This window comes from Plantibacter sp. CFBP 13570 (assembly GCF_014841395.1).
Classification (GTDB): Bacteria; Actinomycetota; Actinomycetes; order Actinomycetales; family Microbacteriaceae; genus Plantibacter; species Plantibacter auratus.
Genome location: NZ_JACYTW010000036.1, coordinates 23,611 through 39,678, shown reverse-complemented (window position 1 = coordinate 39,678; position 16,068 = coordinate 23,611). Strand labels below are relative to the sequence as shown.

Annotated in this window: 11 protein-coding genes and 1 tRNA gene; 3 read left to right on the top strand and 9 right to left on the bottom strand. The window is 71.4% G+C overall.

Going from position 1 to position 16,068, the window contains the following annotated elements; all coding sequences use genetic code 11:
- The 7 genes from IFT89_RS12860 to IFT89_RS12830 all read right to left on the bottom strand — a co-directional run.
- Positions 1-399 (bottom strand): Rho termination factor N-terminal domain-containing protein (locus tag IFT89_RS12860; RefSeq protein WP_202939146.1); only part of this gene is annotated, 399 nt, incomplete at its 3' end.
- Positions 400-631: 232 nt separating this feature from the next.
- Positions 632-1,588 (bottom strand): homoserine kinase, encoded by a 957-nt coding sequence (thrB, locus tag IFT89_RS12855; RefSeq protein ID WP_071262436.1) that lies wholly within the window; start codon positions 1,586-1,588, stop codon positions 632-634.
- A 65-nt stretch (positions 1,589-1,653) separates the two neighbouring features.
- Positions 1,654-2,973, bottom strand: a complete 1,320-nt coding sequence (locus tag IFT89_RS12850; protein WP_079002763.1) for a homoserine dehydrogenase — start codon at positions 2,971-2,973, stop codon at positions 1,654-1,656.
- Positions 2,970-4,376 carry a diaminopimelate decarboxylase gene (gene lysA / locus IFT89_RS12845; RefSeq protein ID WP_202939145.1) on the bottom strand — a complete coding sequence of 469 codons (1,407 nt, stop codon included), beginning with the start codon at positions 4,374-4,376 and terminating at the stop codon, positions 2,970-2,972. Before lysA ends, IFT89_RS12850 begins: the two co-directional genes overlap by 4 nt.
- A 323-nt stretch (positions 4,377-4,699) precedes the next feature.
- The gene (locus IFT89_RS12840) at positions 4,700-5,467 is read right to left on the bottom strand and encodes an LmeA family phospholipid-binding protein (protein WP_202939144.1); all 768 of its coding nucleotides are present in this window, start codon (positions 5,465-5,467) and stop codon (positions 4,700-4,702) included.
- A 103-nt stretch (positions 5,468-5,570) separates the two neighbouring features.
- The gene (locus tag IFT89_RS12835) at positions 5,571-7,241 is read right to left on the bottom strand and encodes an arginine--tRNA ligase (RefSeq protein ID WP_064295369.1); all 1,671 of its coding nucleotides are present in this window, start codon (positions 7,239-7,241) and stop codon (positions 5,571-5,573) included.
- Positions 7,242-7,301: 60 nt separating this feature from the next.
- Complete coding sequence (locus IFT89_RS12830; protein WP_086473968.1) at positions 7,302-8,135, bottom strand: transglutaminase-like domain-containing protein; 834 nt, start codon at positions 8,133-8,135, stop codon at positions 7,302-7,304.
- A gap of 90 nt (positions 8,136-8,225) precedes the next feature.
- Here IFT89_RS12830 and IFT89_RS12825 point away from each other — a divergent pair.
- Both IFT89_RS12825 and IFT89_RS12820 read left to right on the top strand, forming a co-directional pair.
- Positions 8,226-8,300: transfer RNA gene (locus IFT89_RS12825), tRNA-Arg, on the top strand.
- A gap of 55 nt (positions 8,301-8,355) precedes the next feature.
- A complete protein-coding gene (locus IFT89_RS12820; RefSeq protein WP_202939143.1) occupies positions 8,356-9,024 on the top strand; it encodes a 4'-phosphopantetheinyl transferase family protein in 669 nt (222 codons plus the stop codon).
- A gap of 6 nt (positions 9,025-9,030) precedes the next feature.
- On the opposite strand, the gene IFT89_RS12815 is transcribed toward IFT89_RS12820, so the two are convergent.
- Both IFT89_RS12815 and IFT89_RS12810 read right to left on the bottom strand, forming a co-directional pair.
- Positions 9,031-10,365 (bottom strand): M1 family metallopeptidase, encoded by a 1,335-nt coding sequence (locus IFT89_RS12815; RefSeq protein ID WP_202939142.1) that lies wholly within the window; start codon positions 10,363-10,365, stop codon positions 9,031-9,033.
- Positions 10,365-14,369 carry a Pls/PosA family non-ribosomal peptide synthetase gene (locus IFT89_RS12810; protein ID WP_202939141.1) on the bottom strand — a complete coding sequence of 1,335 codons (4,005 nt, stop codon included), beginning with the start codon at positions 14,367-14,369 and terminating at the stop codon, positions 10,365-10,367. Before IFT89_RS12810 ends, IFT89_RS12815 begins: the two co-directional genes overlap by 1 nt.
- Before the next feature lie 159 nt (positions 14,370-14,528).
- Between IFT89_RS12810 and IFT89_RS12805 the strand changes: the two genes are divergently transcribed.
- Positions 14,529-15,863 (top strand): aminotransferase class III-fold pyridoxal phosphate-dependent enzyme, encoded by a 1,335-nt coding sequence (locus IFT89_RS12805; protein WP_371416574.1) that lies wholly within the window; start codon positions 14,529-14,531, stop codon positions 15,861-15,863.
- Positions 15,864-16,068: the final 205 nt, after the last annotated feature.

The window sequence follows — 16,068 nt, the reverse complement described above, 5'->3', positions numbered from 1 at the left end:
GACGGGGGCGCCGACGATCGGGGTCGCGTTCGGGGCGACGGTGGCCGTCGTGGCCCGGCGGGACTTGCGTCGCGCCGGCGGGGCCGCCTTCTCGGCACCGAAGGCCTGGTCGAGCGCGAGGTCGAGCTCGGGCAGCTTGGACTGCACCGGTGCCTCCGGCGCGACTTCGAGCGCGGAGACCGACTCGATGACGTCGGCGGTCTCGGTGGCCGCGGCGTCGGTGTCGGTGTCGGTGCTGTTCTGGATGGTCTGGATGGCTTCGACCAGCTCGCCCTTGCGGAGCTTCGAGGCTCCGGCCACTCCGAGAGCGGCGGCGAGACGCTGCAGGTCGGCGACCTTGAGCGTCTTCGGGTCGGCATCCAGCGAGACGCCTGAGGCGCCTTCGTTGACGTCTGTCACGTGTGTCTTCCTTCCCTTGCGTCGAGACAGAGCTGTCTCGCGCAGGCGGCGATCGCACCGGAATCCTGTGCGGCGGGTGGGTGATGTTCACACGACGCAGAGCCTGTGCGGATAGCCCGGTGCGACGACCCGGCGGAGCGCTGCTCAGCAGGATGGAAACACGGTGGGACCCGAACAGACGCGATCAATTGGTGCGAAAGCGATGATTGTGCGGAATTGCCCCGGAAGCCGGTTACGCCGAAGAGGCGGGGTGGGCCGGGTGCCCTCCCACTGTAGCACCCTTGAAGTCGACCGCGAGCATGAGCGACTGCCACGGGGTGGTGGCGTGCTCGGCGACCAGCGCGGTGGCTTCGAGGCGTCGTCCGGGATCGTCCGCGAGGACGAGGATCGACGGGCCGGCGCCGGACACGACGGCGGCGAAGCCGTGCTCACGCAGCAGCGTGATGAGGGTGTTCGTCTCGGGCATCGCGGCGGCGCGGTAGCTCTGGTGGAGCCGGTCCTCGGTGGCTGCGAGCAGGAGCTCGGGGCTCTGCGTGAGCGCGGCGACGAGGAGCGCCGAACGCGAGACGTTGAACGCCGCGTCGGCGTGTGGCACGTTGGCAGGCTGCAGGCTGCGGGCGAGTTCCGTGGACATCGTGTGCTCGGGGACGAGCACGAGCGGCGAGACCCCGCGGTGCACGATGAGCTTCTTGTGCTGCGGGCCGTCGTCCGTCGTCCACGCGATCGTCAGGCCGCCGAACAGCGCCGGAGCGACGTTGTCGGGGTGACCCTCCATCTCCGTCGCGAGCCGGAGGAGGTCGTCCGGTCCGAGCTCGACCCGACCCTCGAGGAGCCCCTTCGCCGCCATGATGCCGGAGACGATCGCGGCGCCCGAGGAACCGAGGCCGCGGCCGTGCGGGATGACGTTCCGCGCGACGACGTCGAGACCGGGGAGGTCGTGGCCGTAGGCACGCAGGGCGTGGGCGATCGCGGTGATCACGAGGTTCGACGCGTCGGTCGGCACCTCGCCGGCACCGACGCCGATGACCTCCACGAACACGCCCGGCTCCTCGCGGACCGTGACGGTCAGCTCGTCGTACAGGGCGAGCGCCAGACCGAGCGTGTCGAAGCCGGGTCCGAGGTTGGCGGTGGTCGCCGGCACCTTCACGGTGACGGTGCGTCCGATCGCAAGCGGTTCGGTGTGACTCATAGGGATGCCTGCAATCTGGTGAGAGGTCGGCGAGCGACGCGGTCGGTGGTCGTGCGGTTCGGCACCTACTCGGCTCCTTCGACCCGGAGCACGGACACGACCCGCTCGACGTGGGCGTTCGAGGCGAGCTGCTCGACGGTGGCCGCGAGGGCCGATTCGAGCGCCCGGTGGGTGCCGATGACCAGGGTAGCGGTCGACAGCGTCCCGTCCGAGGAGGCCACGGACTGCTGGAAGGTCTCGACCGAGACGCCGCCGTCGCTGAGGATCCCCGCGACCGCGGCGAGCACGCCGGGTTCGTCCGCCACCTCGAGGGTGACCTGGTATCGCGTCGTGACGCGGCCGATCTCGAGGACCGGCAGGTCGGCGTGCGTGGACTCGCCGACACCGGGGCCGCCGGCGACGTGACGACGGGCCGCCGAGACGAGGTCGCCGAGCACCGCGGAGGCGGTCTCCTTGCCACCGGCGCCGGCGCCGTAGAACATCAGGCTCCCGGCGTTCTCGGCCTCCACGAAGACCGCGTTGTTGCCGCCGTGTACGGCGGCCAGTGGGTGCTCCCGACCGATGAGTGCCGGGTAGACGCGGGCGGACAGGCCCTCCTCGCCGGTGGTCTCGTCGACGATCCGCTCGGCGATCGCCAGCAGCTTGATGACGTAGCCCTCGCTGCGGGCGAGGTCGACCTGCGCCTTCGTGATGCCGGTGATGCCTTCACGGTGGACGGCCTCGACGGGGACGGTGGTGTGGAAGGCGAGACTCGCCAGGATGGTCGCCTTCTGCGCCGCATCGTAGCCCTCGACGTCGAGGGTCGGGTCGGCCTCGAGGTACCCGAGCTCGCTCGCGACGGCTGCCGCGTCCTCCATCGTGTCGCCGAAGCGGTCCATCCGGTCGAGCATGTAGTTCGTGCTGCCGTTGACGATGCCGAGCACCCGGTTGATGCGGTCGCCCGCGAGGCTCTCCCGCAGGGGTCGGATGATCGGGATCGCCGCGGCGACGGCCGCCTCGTAGTACAGCTGGGCGCCGACCTGCTCAGCGGCGTCGAACAGTTCCGGGCCGTGGGTCGCGAGCAGCGCCTTGTTGGCGGTGACGATGTCGGCACCGGCGTTGATGGCCTGCAGGATGTGACTGCGCGCGGGCTCGATGCCGCCGATGAGTTCGATCACGATGTCGGCGCTCAGGATGAGCTGCTCGGCATCGGTCGTGTACAGCTCCTTCGGCAGGTCGACATCGCGAGGTGCGTCGACGTCGCGCACGGCGATGCCGATGAGCTCGAGGCTCGCTCCGGCGCGGGACGCCAGTTCGTCGGCGTGCTCGAGCAGCAGACGCGCCACCTGCGAGCCCACCGATCCGGCGCCCAAGAGGGCGACCTTCAGTCCGCGGTATTCGATCATTCCGTGTCCAATCCCGCATCGCGGCTGAGGAGGTCGTGCTCGGTCTCGCCGCGCACGATGACGCGGGCCGCGCCACCCGACACGGCGACGACGGCCGGGCGACCGAGGTAGTTGTAGTTGCTCGCGAGGGACCAGCAGTAGGCCCCGGTCGCGGGGACGGCCAGGAGGTCGCCGTCGCGGACGTCCGCCGGCAGGTAGTCGGCGTTCACGACGATGTCGCCCGACTCGCAGTGCTTGCCGGCAATCCGGACGAGCGCAGGGGACGCTTCGCTCACGCGATCGGCGATCCGGACCGCGTAGTCCGCGCCGTACAGCGACGGCCGGGCGTTGTCGCTCATCCCGCCGTCGACGCTGACGTAACGTCGGACGGCCGTCTCGCCCTCGTCGTTCCAGGCGACCATGACGTCCTTGATCGTGCCGACCTCGTAGAGCGTGATGCCGGCGCCGCCGATGATCGCACGTCCCGGTTCGAAGGCGAGCTTCGGGATCCGGACGCCGTGGAGGTCTGCCGCAGCCTGGACACCGGCGAGGATGTCCGCCGCGAGCTGCTCGATCGGCGTCGGGTCGTCGGCGCTGGTGTAGGCGATGCCGAAGCCGCCACCGAGGTTGAGCTCGGGCACGGGGCCGCCCTCGAGTAGGCGGGCATGGACGGCGAGCAGGCGGGCGGCGGATTCGGCGAACCCGTCGGACCCGAAGATCTGCGAGCCGATGTGGCAGTGGAGTCCGAGGAAGTAGAGCGAGGCGTGCGACCGGATGCGCGCGACGGCGTCGGCGGCGTCCGCGAGCGGCAGGCCGAACTTCTGGTCCTCGTGGGCGGTCGCGAGGTACTCGTGCGTGTGGGCGTGGACGCCGCTGTTCACGCGCAGGCGCACCGACTGGACCCGGCCGGCGCGCTCGGCCGCCGCGGCGACGCGGTCGATCTCGGTGAGGCTGTCGAGCACGATGGCGCCGATCCCGACGCCCACGGCTCGCTCGATCTCCGCGACCGACTTGTTGTTGCCGTGGAAGCCCAGCTGGGCCGGGTCGGTTCCGGCGGCGAGCGCGACGGCGAGTTCTCCGCCGCTGCAGATGTCGATGCGGAGGCCCTCCGCGGTCATCCACCGCGCGACCTCGACCGAGAGGAACGCCTTCCCCGCGTAGTAGACGGCGACACTCGTGCCGCGCGCCGTCGCCTCGCGCTCGAACGCCTCCCTCAGCGTGCGGGCGCGGGCCCGCGCGTCGTCCTCGTCGACGACGTAGAGCGGCGTGCCGAAGCGCTCCTGGAGCGTGCGGACGTCGACGCCGCCGAGCTGCAGGAGGCCGTCGGTGTCGCGGGCGGCCGACGCCGGCCACACGGCCGGATCGAGCGCGTTCGGATCGACGGGCTCGGCGAGCCAGTCGGGGGCGAGGGGGTTTCTGGCCACGGGGGTGTCCTGAGTCCTGTTGAGCGGAAAAGGAGGTTCTCGTTGGGCGAGCGGACCCGGTTTGGCCCCTGAAGCACCGATTTGTAGAGCACCGAAGAAGGTGGATGCGCACGGCCCGGTGGTTGGTGATCCCGGTCGTCCGCATCCATCGTCGCTCGGTTGGAACGACTGAGGTGGAACACGGGCCCGAGGGCCCGACGGCACACCTCACCGCCCGGTCGGAGCAGTGGGTGTGTGGAAAGTCTAGCGAGACGCGCGTGCCCGTGCAGCATCGTGACGTCGGGTGGCCCGCGCCCCTCCGCCGCCGGGTGGAGGGAGGAGCGTCAGTCGCAGCTGCCGAGCGTCTGCAGCGACGCCTCGTCGAGGCGGAGCATCGTCGAGGTCAGGGTGGCGGTCGCCGCCTCCGGGGTCACCGCGAGTCCATCCAGGTCGACCCCCTCCGGCAGGTACTGGGCGACGCAGATGCTCGGCGGGTCGCCCTGCAGGAAGCCGGTCACGAGCGCCCGAAGGTCGATCACACCGAGGAGGCCGGTGTCGACGTTCACGGACGTCGGCATGAGGTTCACGCGGTCGGCCGTGGTGGTCGGCGCCACGGAGAAGTCGTACGGGATCGTGAACCCGAGGACGGTCGCCTCACCCGCGTACCCGATCTCGTCGTCGCCCAGGGTGAGCGTTCCCGGGAGCCCGGCCGTCTTGGCGAGGTCCGCCGCTCCGGCAGCATCGATCCTGATGGTCGCCACCACCCGACCGATGGTCTGCTCTGGGTCGAGGGGGACCCGGTCGGCACTGACGCGGAGGTCCAGCGGGATGCCGTCGACGCTCGCGTCCGGTGCACGCAGGTCGACGTGCTCGAACGTTCCGGTGAGGTACTGGGCGATGACCGAGGCACCGCCGATCGACACGGCGACGTCCGCGTCGACGTTGTCGGGCAGGCTCTGCTCGATCTGCGTCGCGACGCGCTCCTCGGCGACGCCGCGCACGATCGTGTCGGCGATCAGGAAGGCGCCGACCAGGACGACGAGCACCCCGACGACGATGACGATCGGAAGCCACGGACGCCTGCGCTTGCCCGACGGTTGCTGCTCACTCATGTTCCGAGGGTAGCGAACCGTCGCCGGCAGGAGGACGGCGCGAGCGCAGGACCGCTCCCGAGGAACCGTCCTGCGCTCGCGCGGATCTCCTGCTGTGGCGGAGCTACATGCGCTCCGGCGCGGAGACGCCGAGGAGCGCCAGCCCGTTGCGGATGACGGTGCCGGTCGCGTCGTTCAGCCAGAGGCGCGTGCGGTGCAGGTCGGTGACCGGCTCCTCCCCCATCGGGACGACCCGGCAGCTGTCGTACCACTTGTGGTACAGGCTCGCGGTCTCCTCCAGGTGCCGGGCGACGCGGTGCGGCTCCCGCAGCTGTGCGGCCTGCGCGACGATCCGCGGGAACTCCTGGAGGACGCCGAGGAGCGCCGACTCCGTCTCGTGGACGAGCAGCTCCGGTGCGAAGGCGCTGCGGTCGACCCCGGCCGAGGCGGCGTTGCGCGCCACCGAGTTCGTGCGGGCGTGCGCGTACTGGACGTAGAACACGGGGTTGTCGTTCGTCCGGCTGCGGAGCTGCTCCGGGTCGAGGGCCAACGGTGAATCGGCCGGGTAGCGACCGAGCGAGTACCGCAGGGCGTCCGTCCCGATCCAGGCCTGCAGGTCGTCCAGCTCGATGATGTTGCCGGCGCGCTTGGAGAGTCGGGCGCCGTTCACGCTGACGAGCTGCCCGATGAGCACCTCGATGTCGCGGTCCGGGTCGTCTCCGGCCGCACCCGCGAGGGCCTTCAGCCGGTGGACGTAGCCGTGGTGGTCGGCGCCGAGCAGGTAGATCTTGTGCTGGAAGCCGCGGTCGCCCTTGTTCAGGTAGTACGCGGCGTCGGCGGCGAAGTAGGTGTAGACACCGTTGGAGCGACGGATGACGCGGTTCTTGTCGTCGCCGAAGTCCGTCGTGCGCACCCAGACGGCGCCCTCCTCGTCGAACACGTGCCCCTGCTCGCGCAACCGGTCCACGGCCTGGTCGATGAGGCTCGTGCCGTCCTCGCCCGTCGCGTGCAGCGTGCGCTCGCTGAACCAGACGTCGAAGTGGACGTTGAAGCGCTCGAGGGACGCGCGGATCTCACCGAGCTGCAGGGCGTAGGCGCGTTCCCGCGCGACCTCACGGGCGTCCGGACGCTCGAGGAGGTCGGGGATCTCGGCCAGCACGGTCTTCGCGAGGTCGCCGATGTACGCCCCGGGATAGCCGCCCTCAGGCGTCGGCTCACCCTTGGCCGCGGCGAGGATCGAGTCCGCGAAGGTGTCCATCTGGTTGCCGGCGTCGTTGATGTAGTACTCGCTGACGAGCGTCGCACCGGACGCGCTCAGCACGCGAGCCAGGGAGTCGCCGAGCGCGGCCCAGCGCGTGTGGCCGATGTGCAGCGGGCCGGTCGGGTTGGCCGAGACGAACTCGATGTTGATGGTCTGACCGGCGAGGCTGTCGTTGCGGCCGAACGCGTCGCCGGCGTCGACGATCACCTTCGCGAGCGCACCCGCGGCAGCGGCGTCGAGGCGCACGTTGATGAACCCGGGGCCGGCTACCTCGACCGAGGCGACACCGTCGACCTGCACGAGCGCGTCGGCGAACTCCTGCGCGAGCTCGCGCGGGTTCGCCCCCACGCGCTTCGCGAGCTTCATCGCGATATTGCAGGCCCAGTCGCCGTGATCGCGGTTCTTCGGACGCTCCAGCACCACGTCGTCGACCGACACCGCGACCTCGTCGGTGATGCCCGCCGCCTCGCGTCGTCGTTCGACGATCGGAACGACGATGGCGTGCAGGGCGGAGGCGAGGTCTTCAGGAGTCACGAGGAGCGATTCTACCCGGGCGCGTCGCACCGGCGACACGGTGGGCCTCGGGGGCGACCGTCAGGCGAGCACGACCGCCTGCGCCGGGTCGTCGGCGGGCAGGACGTCGATCAGGGCGTCGATCCGCATGTCCTCGACGGTCACGTTGCCGTGATGGTTGCTCAACCAGGCCACGTCCGCGGCGTCGCGTCCGGTGGCGATGCGGACGAGCGACTGACGCGGTGCCAGGCCCGTCGCGTCGACCACGTGCCAGGCGCCGTCGACGAAGCCCTCGGCCACCGCGTGGAAGTCCATGGGGACGAGACCCGGGGCGTAGACCGCGGCGTACCGGGCCGGGATGTCGAGCGCCCGTAGCATCGCGATGGTCAGGTGCGCGAAGTCCCGGCACACGCCACGGCCCGCGGCCAGGGTCGACACCGCACTGTCCGACACGGTCGTGGAGCCGGAGACGTAGGAGAGGTGTCGTCCGACCCAGGCCGCCACCCACGGCAGCACCTGCAGACCGCCGGACACCGTGCCGTCCTCGTGCAGGCGACGGTGCTCGAGCAGGTAGCCGAGCTCGGAACGCGCGAGCGAGAACAGCGCGTCCGACTCGCAGTACCGGCTGGGACGGAGGTAGGTCACGGTCTCCAAGGCGTCCACGGGACGCGGCACGGCCTGCCCGACGACCACCGCCTCGTAGTCGACCTGCAACCGGCCGGGCTCGGCGATGACCCGGTGGAGTCGTGTATCGTCCGGACCCACGATCTCGGTGACGGCGCACGGGCCGTCCGAGGAGTGCACCTGCAGTCGCTCGCTCGCCAGCGGGGTGCCGCCGGCTGCAGCGATGGAGAAGATGAGGTCGGCTCGATCGTGCACCCGCAGATCGAGCGACGCGGTCAGGGTGCGCTGCATGACCTCATTGTCCCACGCGACCGGGGACGCCGATCCCGCACGCCTCCGGTACCGGCGTGGCTCCCGACTCTGGTAGCTTGGACACGTTCCGCCTTCGTAGCTCAGCGGAAGAGCGCTTCCCTCCGGAGGAAGAAGTCGCTGGTTCGAATCCAGTCGAGGGCACCATCACCATCTCGCGAGGTCCTGCTTCGCATCGCTCCGACTCCGGGACGCGGGGGCCATGCACCGAGCCGATCCCCTCCCGCAGCCGACGGTCCGCTTCCTGCGCTGGGCCAGCGCCGCTGAGCTCGACCTCGCCGGCACGGCCGCCCGGCTGGACGCGTCCGCCCGTGACCGCCTCGACACCTCGTCCGAGACCGTGGCCCGTCGGTTCCTGTTCGGTCGCGCACTGCTCGTGCGGACCGTCGCGGAGACGATCGGCACCGGCCCCGAGCGGATCGAGGTCACGGCGGTCTGCCCGGACTGCGGTCTCGCGCACGGACGACCACGGGTGCGCTTCGGAGACCGGACCGTCCACGTGAGCGTCTCCCACACCGCCGACGCCTCCGCTGTGGCGGTGTCGATCGAGCACCCCGTCGGTGTCGACGTCGAACGGCTCGACGCGGCCCGGTTCGCCGGCGTCGAGGACGTCGCCCTCACCCCCGCGGAACGGGAGCAGTGGCAGCGACTGCCGGACCGACGACGCCTCCGGGCGCTCGCCGAGCGTTGGACGGCGAAGGAGGCCGTGACGAAGGCCCTCGGTACGGGCCTCACGACCGATCCCGCGACGATCGACCTCGGGCCAGGTGTCGCACCACACGTCACCGAGACCGCGGGCCACCGCTTCGTCGTCGACCACCCGGAGCCCGTGCCGGGATTCGTCGTCGCGACGGCCCTCCTGCTCCCCTGACCCGGTTCAGCCGACGGGGAACGACGGGAGCGCCTCCTGGAAGAGCCACGCGTCGAGGAGCGGCTCGACCGGTGCCGGCGCATGTCGATCGGCCGTCCGGATGAAGTCGTCCGTCGACACGCTCGAGTGCCGGAAGGACGCCACCCAGTCACGCAGGAGGTCGAAGAACGCCTCGTCGCCGAGCAGTCGACGCACGGCGTGCAGGGCGATCGCGCCCCGCTTGTAGACCCGGTCGTCGAACATGTCCGCGGGTCCCGGGTCGCCGACGACGAGGTCCTGCGGTGCCCGTCGGAGCGCCGCGTAGTGCGCCCGAGCACAGGCGTCGGCCGTCTCAGCGCCCGACTCCTCCGACCACAGCCACTCGGCGTAGCAGGCGAAGCCCTCGTGCAACCAGATGTCCCGCCAGGTGGCGATCGTCAGGCTGTTCCCGAACCACTGGTGGGCGAGCTCGTGCGCGATCAACCGCTCCGAACCGCTGACGCCGTCGACGTGGTTGCGGCCGAACACGCTCATCCCCTGCGCCTCGAGGGGGATCTCCAGCACATCGTCCGTGACGACGACGCCGTAGCTGCCGAAGGGGTAGGGCCCGAAGGCGCGCTCGAAGCACGCCAGCATGTCGACCTGGTCGGCGAAGTCGTGTCGGAACCGCGCGGTGAGGTCGCGCGGCAGGTGCGCGACGACCGGCACCGTGCTGGTCGCGACCCGAGCGCTGACGGCGAGCCGCTGGTACCGGCCGATCTGCACCGTCGCGAGGTAGGCGGCCATCGGTTCAGGCTGCTCGTAGACCCACGTGGTCCGGCTCGCGCGGGCGACCCGCGACACCAGCTCCCCGGGGGCGACGACCGTGTACGCCGACGACGCCGTGACACTGATCCGGTAGGACGACTTGTCCGAGGGGTGGTCGTTGCAGGGGAACCAACTCGATGCGCCGCACGGCTGGGACGCCACGATGACGCCGTCCTCGAGTTCCTCCCAGCCGATCTCGCCCCAGGGGCTGCGCACGGGACGGGGCGCACCCGAGTACCGGACGAGCACGGAGAACTCGGCGCCGTCCGCGATGGTGTTCCGGGGCGTCAGCGTGAGCTTGCCCGAGCTGTGCGTCCGCTTCGCCTCGACCCCGTCGACCTGGCAACGGGTGACGCGCAGCGCGGCGAGGTCGAGCGAGAACCGCGTGAGCTCCTCCGTCGCGACGGCGGTGAGTCGAGCCGTCCCGGACAGGGCGTTGCGGTCGACGTCGTAGTCGAGCTCCAGCTCGTACCGGACGACGCGGTAGCCACGGTTCCCGCTGGAGGGCGTGTAGGGGTCGCCTGCGCTCCGCAGACGGGCGAGAGCCTCCCCCATCAGGACGCGACCTGGGGCTCCCGGTACTCCGCCGTCGTCACCTCGCGCCACGGGCCGATCGGGTTGCCGCTCCACCGGGTGCCCGCGGGGACGCGTTCGCCGCGCATGACGAGCGAGGCCGGTCCGACCGTCGCGTCGTCGTCGATCCGCGCTCCGGGGAGGATGACGCTGTGCGGCCCGAGCGTGGCGCCCGATGCGAGTTCGACCTGATCCATACTCATGATTCGATCATGGAACAGGTGCGTTTGCACAACGCAGCCCCGGTTGACCGTCGCGCCGTCGCCGAGTCGGACGAGGTCGGCCTCCGGCAGCCAGTAGCTCTCGCACCAGACCCCACGACCGATGCGGGCTCCGAGCGAGCGCAACCACCAGGTGAGGGCGGGGGTGCCGGTCGCGGGTGCCGCGAACCAGGGCGCCGCGACCATCTCGACGAAGGTGTCGGACACCTCGTTGCGCCAGATGAAGGAGGACCAGAGCGGGTGCTCCCCCGTGCGGATCGGGCCGACGATCACCCATTTGGCGACGGTCGTGATCCCCGCCGCGACCGCGCCGGCGGCCAGGAGCACGGCACCGCTGACGGCGATCGCGACACCGAGACCCCAGGTGTCGGCGAACCAGGCGAGCGCGAGGAGCACCAGGAGCGCGATGCCGGTCGTCACCATGACGGGGACGATGCGGCAGAGTTCCCACAGTGCGCGGGCGATCCGGAGCCGGAGCGGCGGGTCGTAGGTCCGGTCGAGATCGGCGTCGGACACCTGCCGCCGGAGTCGCATCGGTGGGCTCCCGAGCCAGGACGAGCCGGACTTGGCCTTCCGCGGTGCGGCCGACAGCACGGCGACGAGCCCGTTCTTCGGAACGTGCATGCCGGGGCCCGCCATGCCGGAGTTGCCGAGGAAGGCGCGCTTGCCGACGGACGCACCGGCGATCCGCATCCACCCGCCACCGAGCTCGTAGGAGGCCACCATCGTGTCGTCCGCGAGGAACGCACCGTCGCCGACGGTCGTCATCCGCGGGAGGAGGAGGACCGTCGACGCCTCCACGTTGCGCCCGACCTTCGCCCCGAGCAGGCGGAGCCAGACGGGCGTGAAGAGGCTCGCGTACAGGGGGAAGAGGAGGGTGCGCGCGGCGTCCAGGAGCCGCTCCGTCGCCCACACCTGCCAACCGACCCGACTGCGCACCGGGAAGTAGCCCTCGCTGAGACCGAGGCCGAGCAGCCTGACGAGGCCGATCGTGCTGATCGCCAGGACGACGAACCACACGAGGGTGGCGACGGGCACCCAGAGGAGCGCGCGCCAGGAGAACTCGAGCAGGCTGGTCGCGCCCGACGCGCCCGCCGCCACGACCGCCGCCGCCAGCACGAAGGCGAGGAACGGCAGCACCGACAGCAGCGCCGATCCCGCGCCGTACGCGAACAGCCAGCGTCGGCGACGCGGGGGTCGTTCGGTCGGCCACACCGGTTTCGCCTTGCCGACGCGGACGGCGGGCGACCCCGACCACAGGTGTCCGGAGGGGACGCGGCCGAAGACGGACGATCCCGGCGCGATCTCCGCACGCTTGCCGATCCGGGTGCCGGCGAGCAGGGTGCTGCGAGCGCCCACCGTGCTCTCGGCGCCGATGTGGACGTGGCCGAGCCGGAGCGTGTCGCCGTCGACCCAGTAGCCGCGGAGGTCGACCTCGGGCTCGATCGATGCGCGCGCCCCGACGGTGAGGAACCCGGTGACCGGCGGCACGCTGTGGAGGTCCGCGTCGGCACCGATCTTCGCGCCGAGCGCCCTGGCGTAGCTCGAGATCCACGGGGCTCCGGCGAGACTCACCGCGCCGACCGTGTCGGCGACGCGTTCGGCGAGCCAGAGTCGCACATGGACCGAGCCGCCGCGCGGGTAGTCGCCCGGGCGGACGCCGACGAGGAGGAGCTTCGCCGCGACGACGGAGATCGCCATGCGTCCGATCGGGGTGATGACCACGAGGAACCCGAGGGCGATCCACCACCAGGAGACCATGGGGAGGTACGGGACGTCCGCGACGAGGCCGAGGACCCGACTGCCGGCGAGGAGGTACACGAGCCACCGGAGTCCGACGAGGATGAGGAGCGGGACACCCAGGAGGGTCTGCGCCCACTGGGTCGCGAGCGGCGTCGGGAGCACGGGGTCCGCGACGGCCGCCCGACTGCGACGCTCGGGGCGTCGGCCGTCGAGTTCGGCTGCCATCGCGCCGAGTCGGGGGTGGCCGTAGATGTCGGCGACCGTGAACTCGGCATCGCGGGTGCGGATGAGCGAGACGAGCTGCGCGGCCGCAAGGCTCCCGCCGCCCAGGCTGAAGAAGTTGTCGCTCTCGGCCGTGACCCGGACCCCGAGGACGGCCGTCCACTGCTCGGCGAGCCACGCGGCGGTGCCCGACAGGGTCGAGGCGTCCTCCCCGTCGGCGGCGTCGAGCGGCCACGGCAGCGCGGCCCGGTCGACCTTGCCGGAGGTGCGGGTGGGCAGCTCGCCGACGACCGCGAGGAGCGGGACGAGCGGTGCCGGGAGCTGCTCACGGAGGGTGTCGAGCGCCCGCTCGACGGAGAACCCGTCGCGGTCGGGCACCGCGAGGTACCCCACGAGGACGGCGTTCCCGGCGGCGGTGCGCTGGACGGCTGCTGCCGCACCCGAGACGCCCGGCAGCGCCTGCAGGGCGGCCTCGATCTCCCCGAGTTCCACGCGCCGACCGCCGATCTTCACCTGATCGTCCGCGCGCCCCTGGAACACGAGTCCTGCGGCCTCGTAGCGGACGAGGTCGCCGCTCCGGTACGCCCGCGACCACCCGATGCTCGGCATGGGCGCATACCGTTCGGCGTCCTTGACGGGGTCGAGGTACCGGGCGAGTCCGACGCCGCCGATGATGAGCTCACCGACGCCGCCCTCCTCGACCGGGATGCCCTCGGCGTCGACCACGGCGAGGTCCCAGCCGTCGAGTGGCAGTCCGATGCGCACGGGCTGCTCGCCGGTCAACAGCGCGGCGCAGGCGACGACGGTGGCCTCGGTGGGTCCGTAGGTGTTCCAGACTTCGCGACCGTCCACGGCCAGCCGGGCGGCGAGCTCCGGCGGGCAGGCCTCGCCGCCGAAGATGAGCATGCGGATGTTCTCGAGGGATTCGGCGGGCCACATCGCCGCCAACGTGGGCACCGTCGACACCACGGTGATGCCCTTCGCGGTGAGCCAGGGTCCGAGGTCCATGCCGCTGCGGACGAGCGAGCGCGGCGCCGGGACCAGGCACGCGCCGTGTCCCCAGGCGAGCCACATCTCCTCGCAGGACGCGTCGAAGGCGACGGACAGGCCGGCCAGCACACGATCACCGGGGCCGAGGGGTTCCGCCTGGAGGAAGATCCGCGCCTCGGCGTCGACGAACGCGGCGGCAGAGCGGTGCGAGACGGCGACGCCCTTCGGCGTGCCCGTCGAGCCGGAGGTGAAGATGATCCAGGAGTCGTCGTCGAGTCGCGGTGGTTCGAGGACCGGGATCGCCCGGGTGCCCGGGTGGGGTGCGGCGCCCGTCGCGAGTTGCACCGGGTCGGGATCGGCGCCGTCATCGGCCGGGTCCTCCGTGCCTCGGCGCGAACGCTCGAAGACACCGCCGTCGACCAGGACGCCGACGACGGCCGCCTCACCGAACACGAGTCGTGCCCGCTCCTCCGGGTCGTCGGCGTCGACGGGCACGTAGGCCGCTCCGGTGAACAGGATCCCGAGGATCCCGAGGTAGAGGTCGCGGGTGCCCGAGGCGATCCGGACACCGACCCGGTCACCGCGGCGGACCCCGGCGGCGAACAGCCCGGCCGCGACCCGCTCGGCACTGAGGACGAGCTCGCGGTAGCTGAGCGCCCCCTCCGCGTCCTCGATCGCCGAGGCCTCAGGATGCGACTCGGCGACGTCACGGAGGACGTCGAGGAGGGTGCGTTCGGCCGGTGCACGCACGCCACCGAGCAGCGCGGGCTGCCGCTCGATGAGGAGGGCGGTGCTGGTGTCGGCGTCCATACGCGATCCCCTGTCGTCCGGCTGTTCAGCGCCGCCAACGGTAGGCAGCGCGCATGGACGGTTGGTGAACACCAGTCAACCGCCAGATGTCGTGGAATCGTCGGCGACGCTCCGTCGGCCCCCGGCATCCTCGGAGGACGCGCGCCTACCATGGCCTGCATGACCATCGACTACTCCGTGCCCCAGGAACGCCAGCTCGTGACCGCCATCCCCGGCCCCCGATCGCTCGCCCTCACGGAACGGCGCCGCCGCGCTGTGTCGCGCGGTGCCGGCAACCTCGCGCCGGTGTGGATGGACCACGGCTCCGGCGGCATCCTCGTGGATGTCGACGGCAACCACATCATCGACCTCGGAACGGGCATCGGCGTGACGACCATCGGGCACGCCAACCCCGACGTCGCCGCGGCAGCAGCCGAGCAGGCGACGAAGCTCACGCACACGCTCTTCACCGTGACGCCGTACGAGAACTACCTGCGCGTCGCGGAGAAGCTGTCCGAGATCACGCCGGGCGACTTCGAGAAGCGCTCGATCCTCCTGAACTCCGGTGCCGAGGCCGTCGAGAACGCGGTGAAGATCGCGAAGAAGTACACCGGACGTCGCGCGATCGTCGCCCTCGACCACGCCTTCCACGGACGCACGAACCTGACGATGGCGATGACCTACCGGCCTGCGCCCGAGCGCCTCGGGTTCGGCCCGTTCCCGGGTGAGATCTACAGCGTCCCGCTCTCCTACCCCTTCCGCGACGGACTCGACGGACCGGCGGCTGCCGAGGTGACGATCGACTACATCGAGCGGCACATCGGTGCGAGTGAGGTCGCCGCGTTCTTCGCCGAACCGGTCCTCGGCGACGGCGGCATCGTCATCCCCGCGCCCGGCTACTTCGCGCGCATCAGCGAGTGGTGCACCGAGAACGGGATCGTGTTCGTCGCCGACGAGATCCAGGCCGGCATCGGCCGCACCGGCGCCTGGTACTCGATCGAGCACCACGGTGTCGTGCCCGATCTCATCACGAGTGCCAAGGGCATCGCCGGCGGCTTCCCGCTGTCGGCCGTGACCGGGCGCGCCGAGATCATGGACGCCGTCCAGCCCGGTGGCATCGGCGGCACCTTCGGCGGCAACCCGGTGTCCACGGCGGCCGCGCTCGCGACGTTCGAGGTCATCGAGCGCGAGGACCTGCTGGGCGAGGCACGTCGCGTGGAGGCGACCCTGCGATCGCTCATGGGTGACTGGGCCGAGCGGTTCGACATCGTCGGCGAAGTCCGGATCATCGGTGCGATGGCCGGCGTCGAGTTGGTCGTCCCCGGCACGAAGCAGCCGCATCCCACGGCACTGCAGACCGTCATCGACGCGGCGATCGCCCAGGGCGTGCTCGTGCTCGACGCCGGTTCCTGGGACTCAGTGCTGCGACTCCTCCCGAGCGCGGTCATGTCCGACGAGCTCCTCCGCGACGCGGTGTCCGTCCTCGAGGACGCCCTGGGTCAGGTCTCCTCCTAGCGGCAGCGGTCGCCTCCGCTGGTGAGATCTCAGCGCGGTGCGCTGACGCGAGCGCGGGTCTGCGGCCGCCGTACCCTTCCGCGAGCGCGGTGCGCTGACGCGAACCCACCCGAATCGGCGCGAGCGCGGCCCGGGCGCGTGAGCGCGGGTCTCCGGAGGGTCGCGCTCGCGGCGGTGCCCCGCGGTGACGTCAGCGCACCGCGCT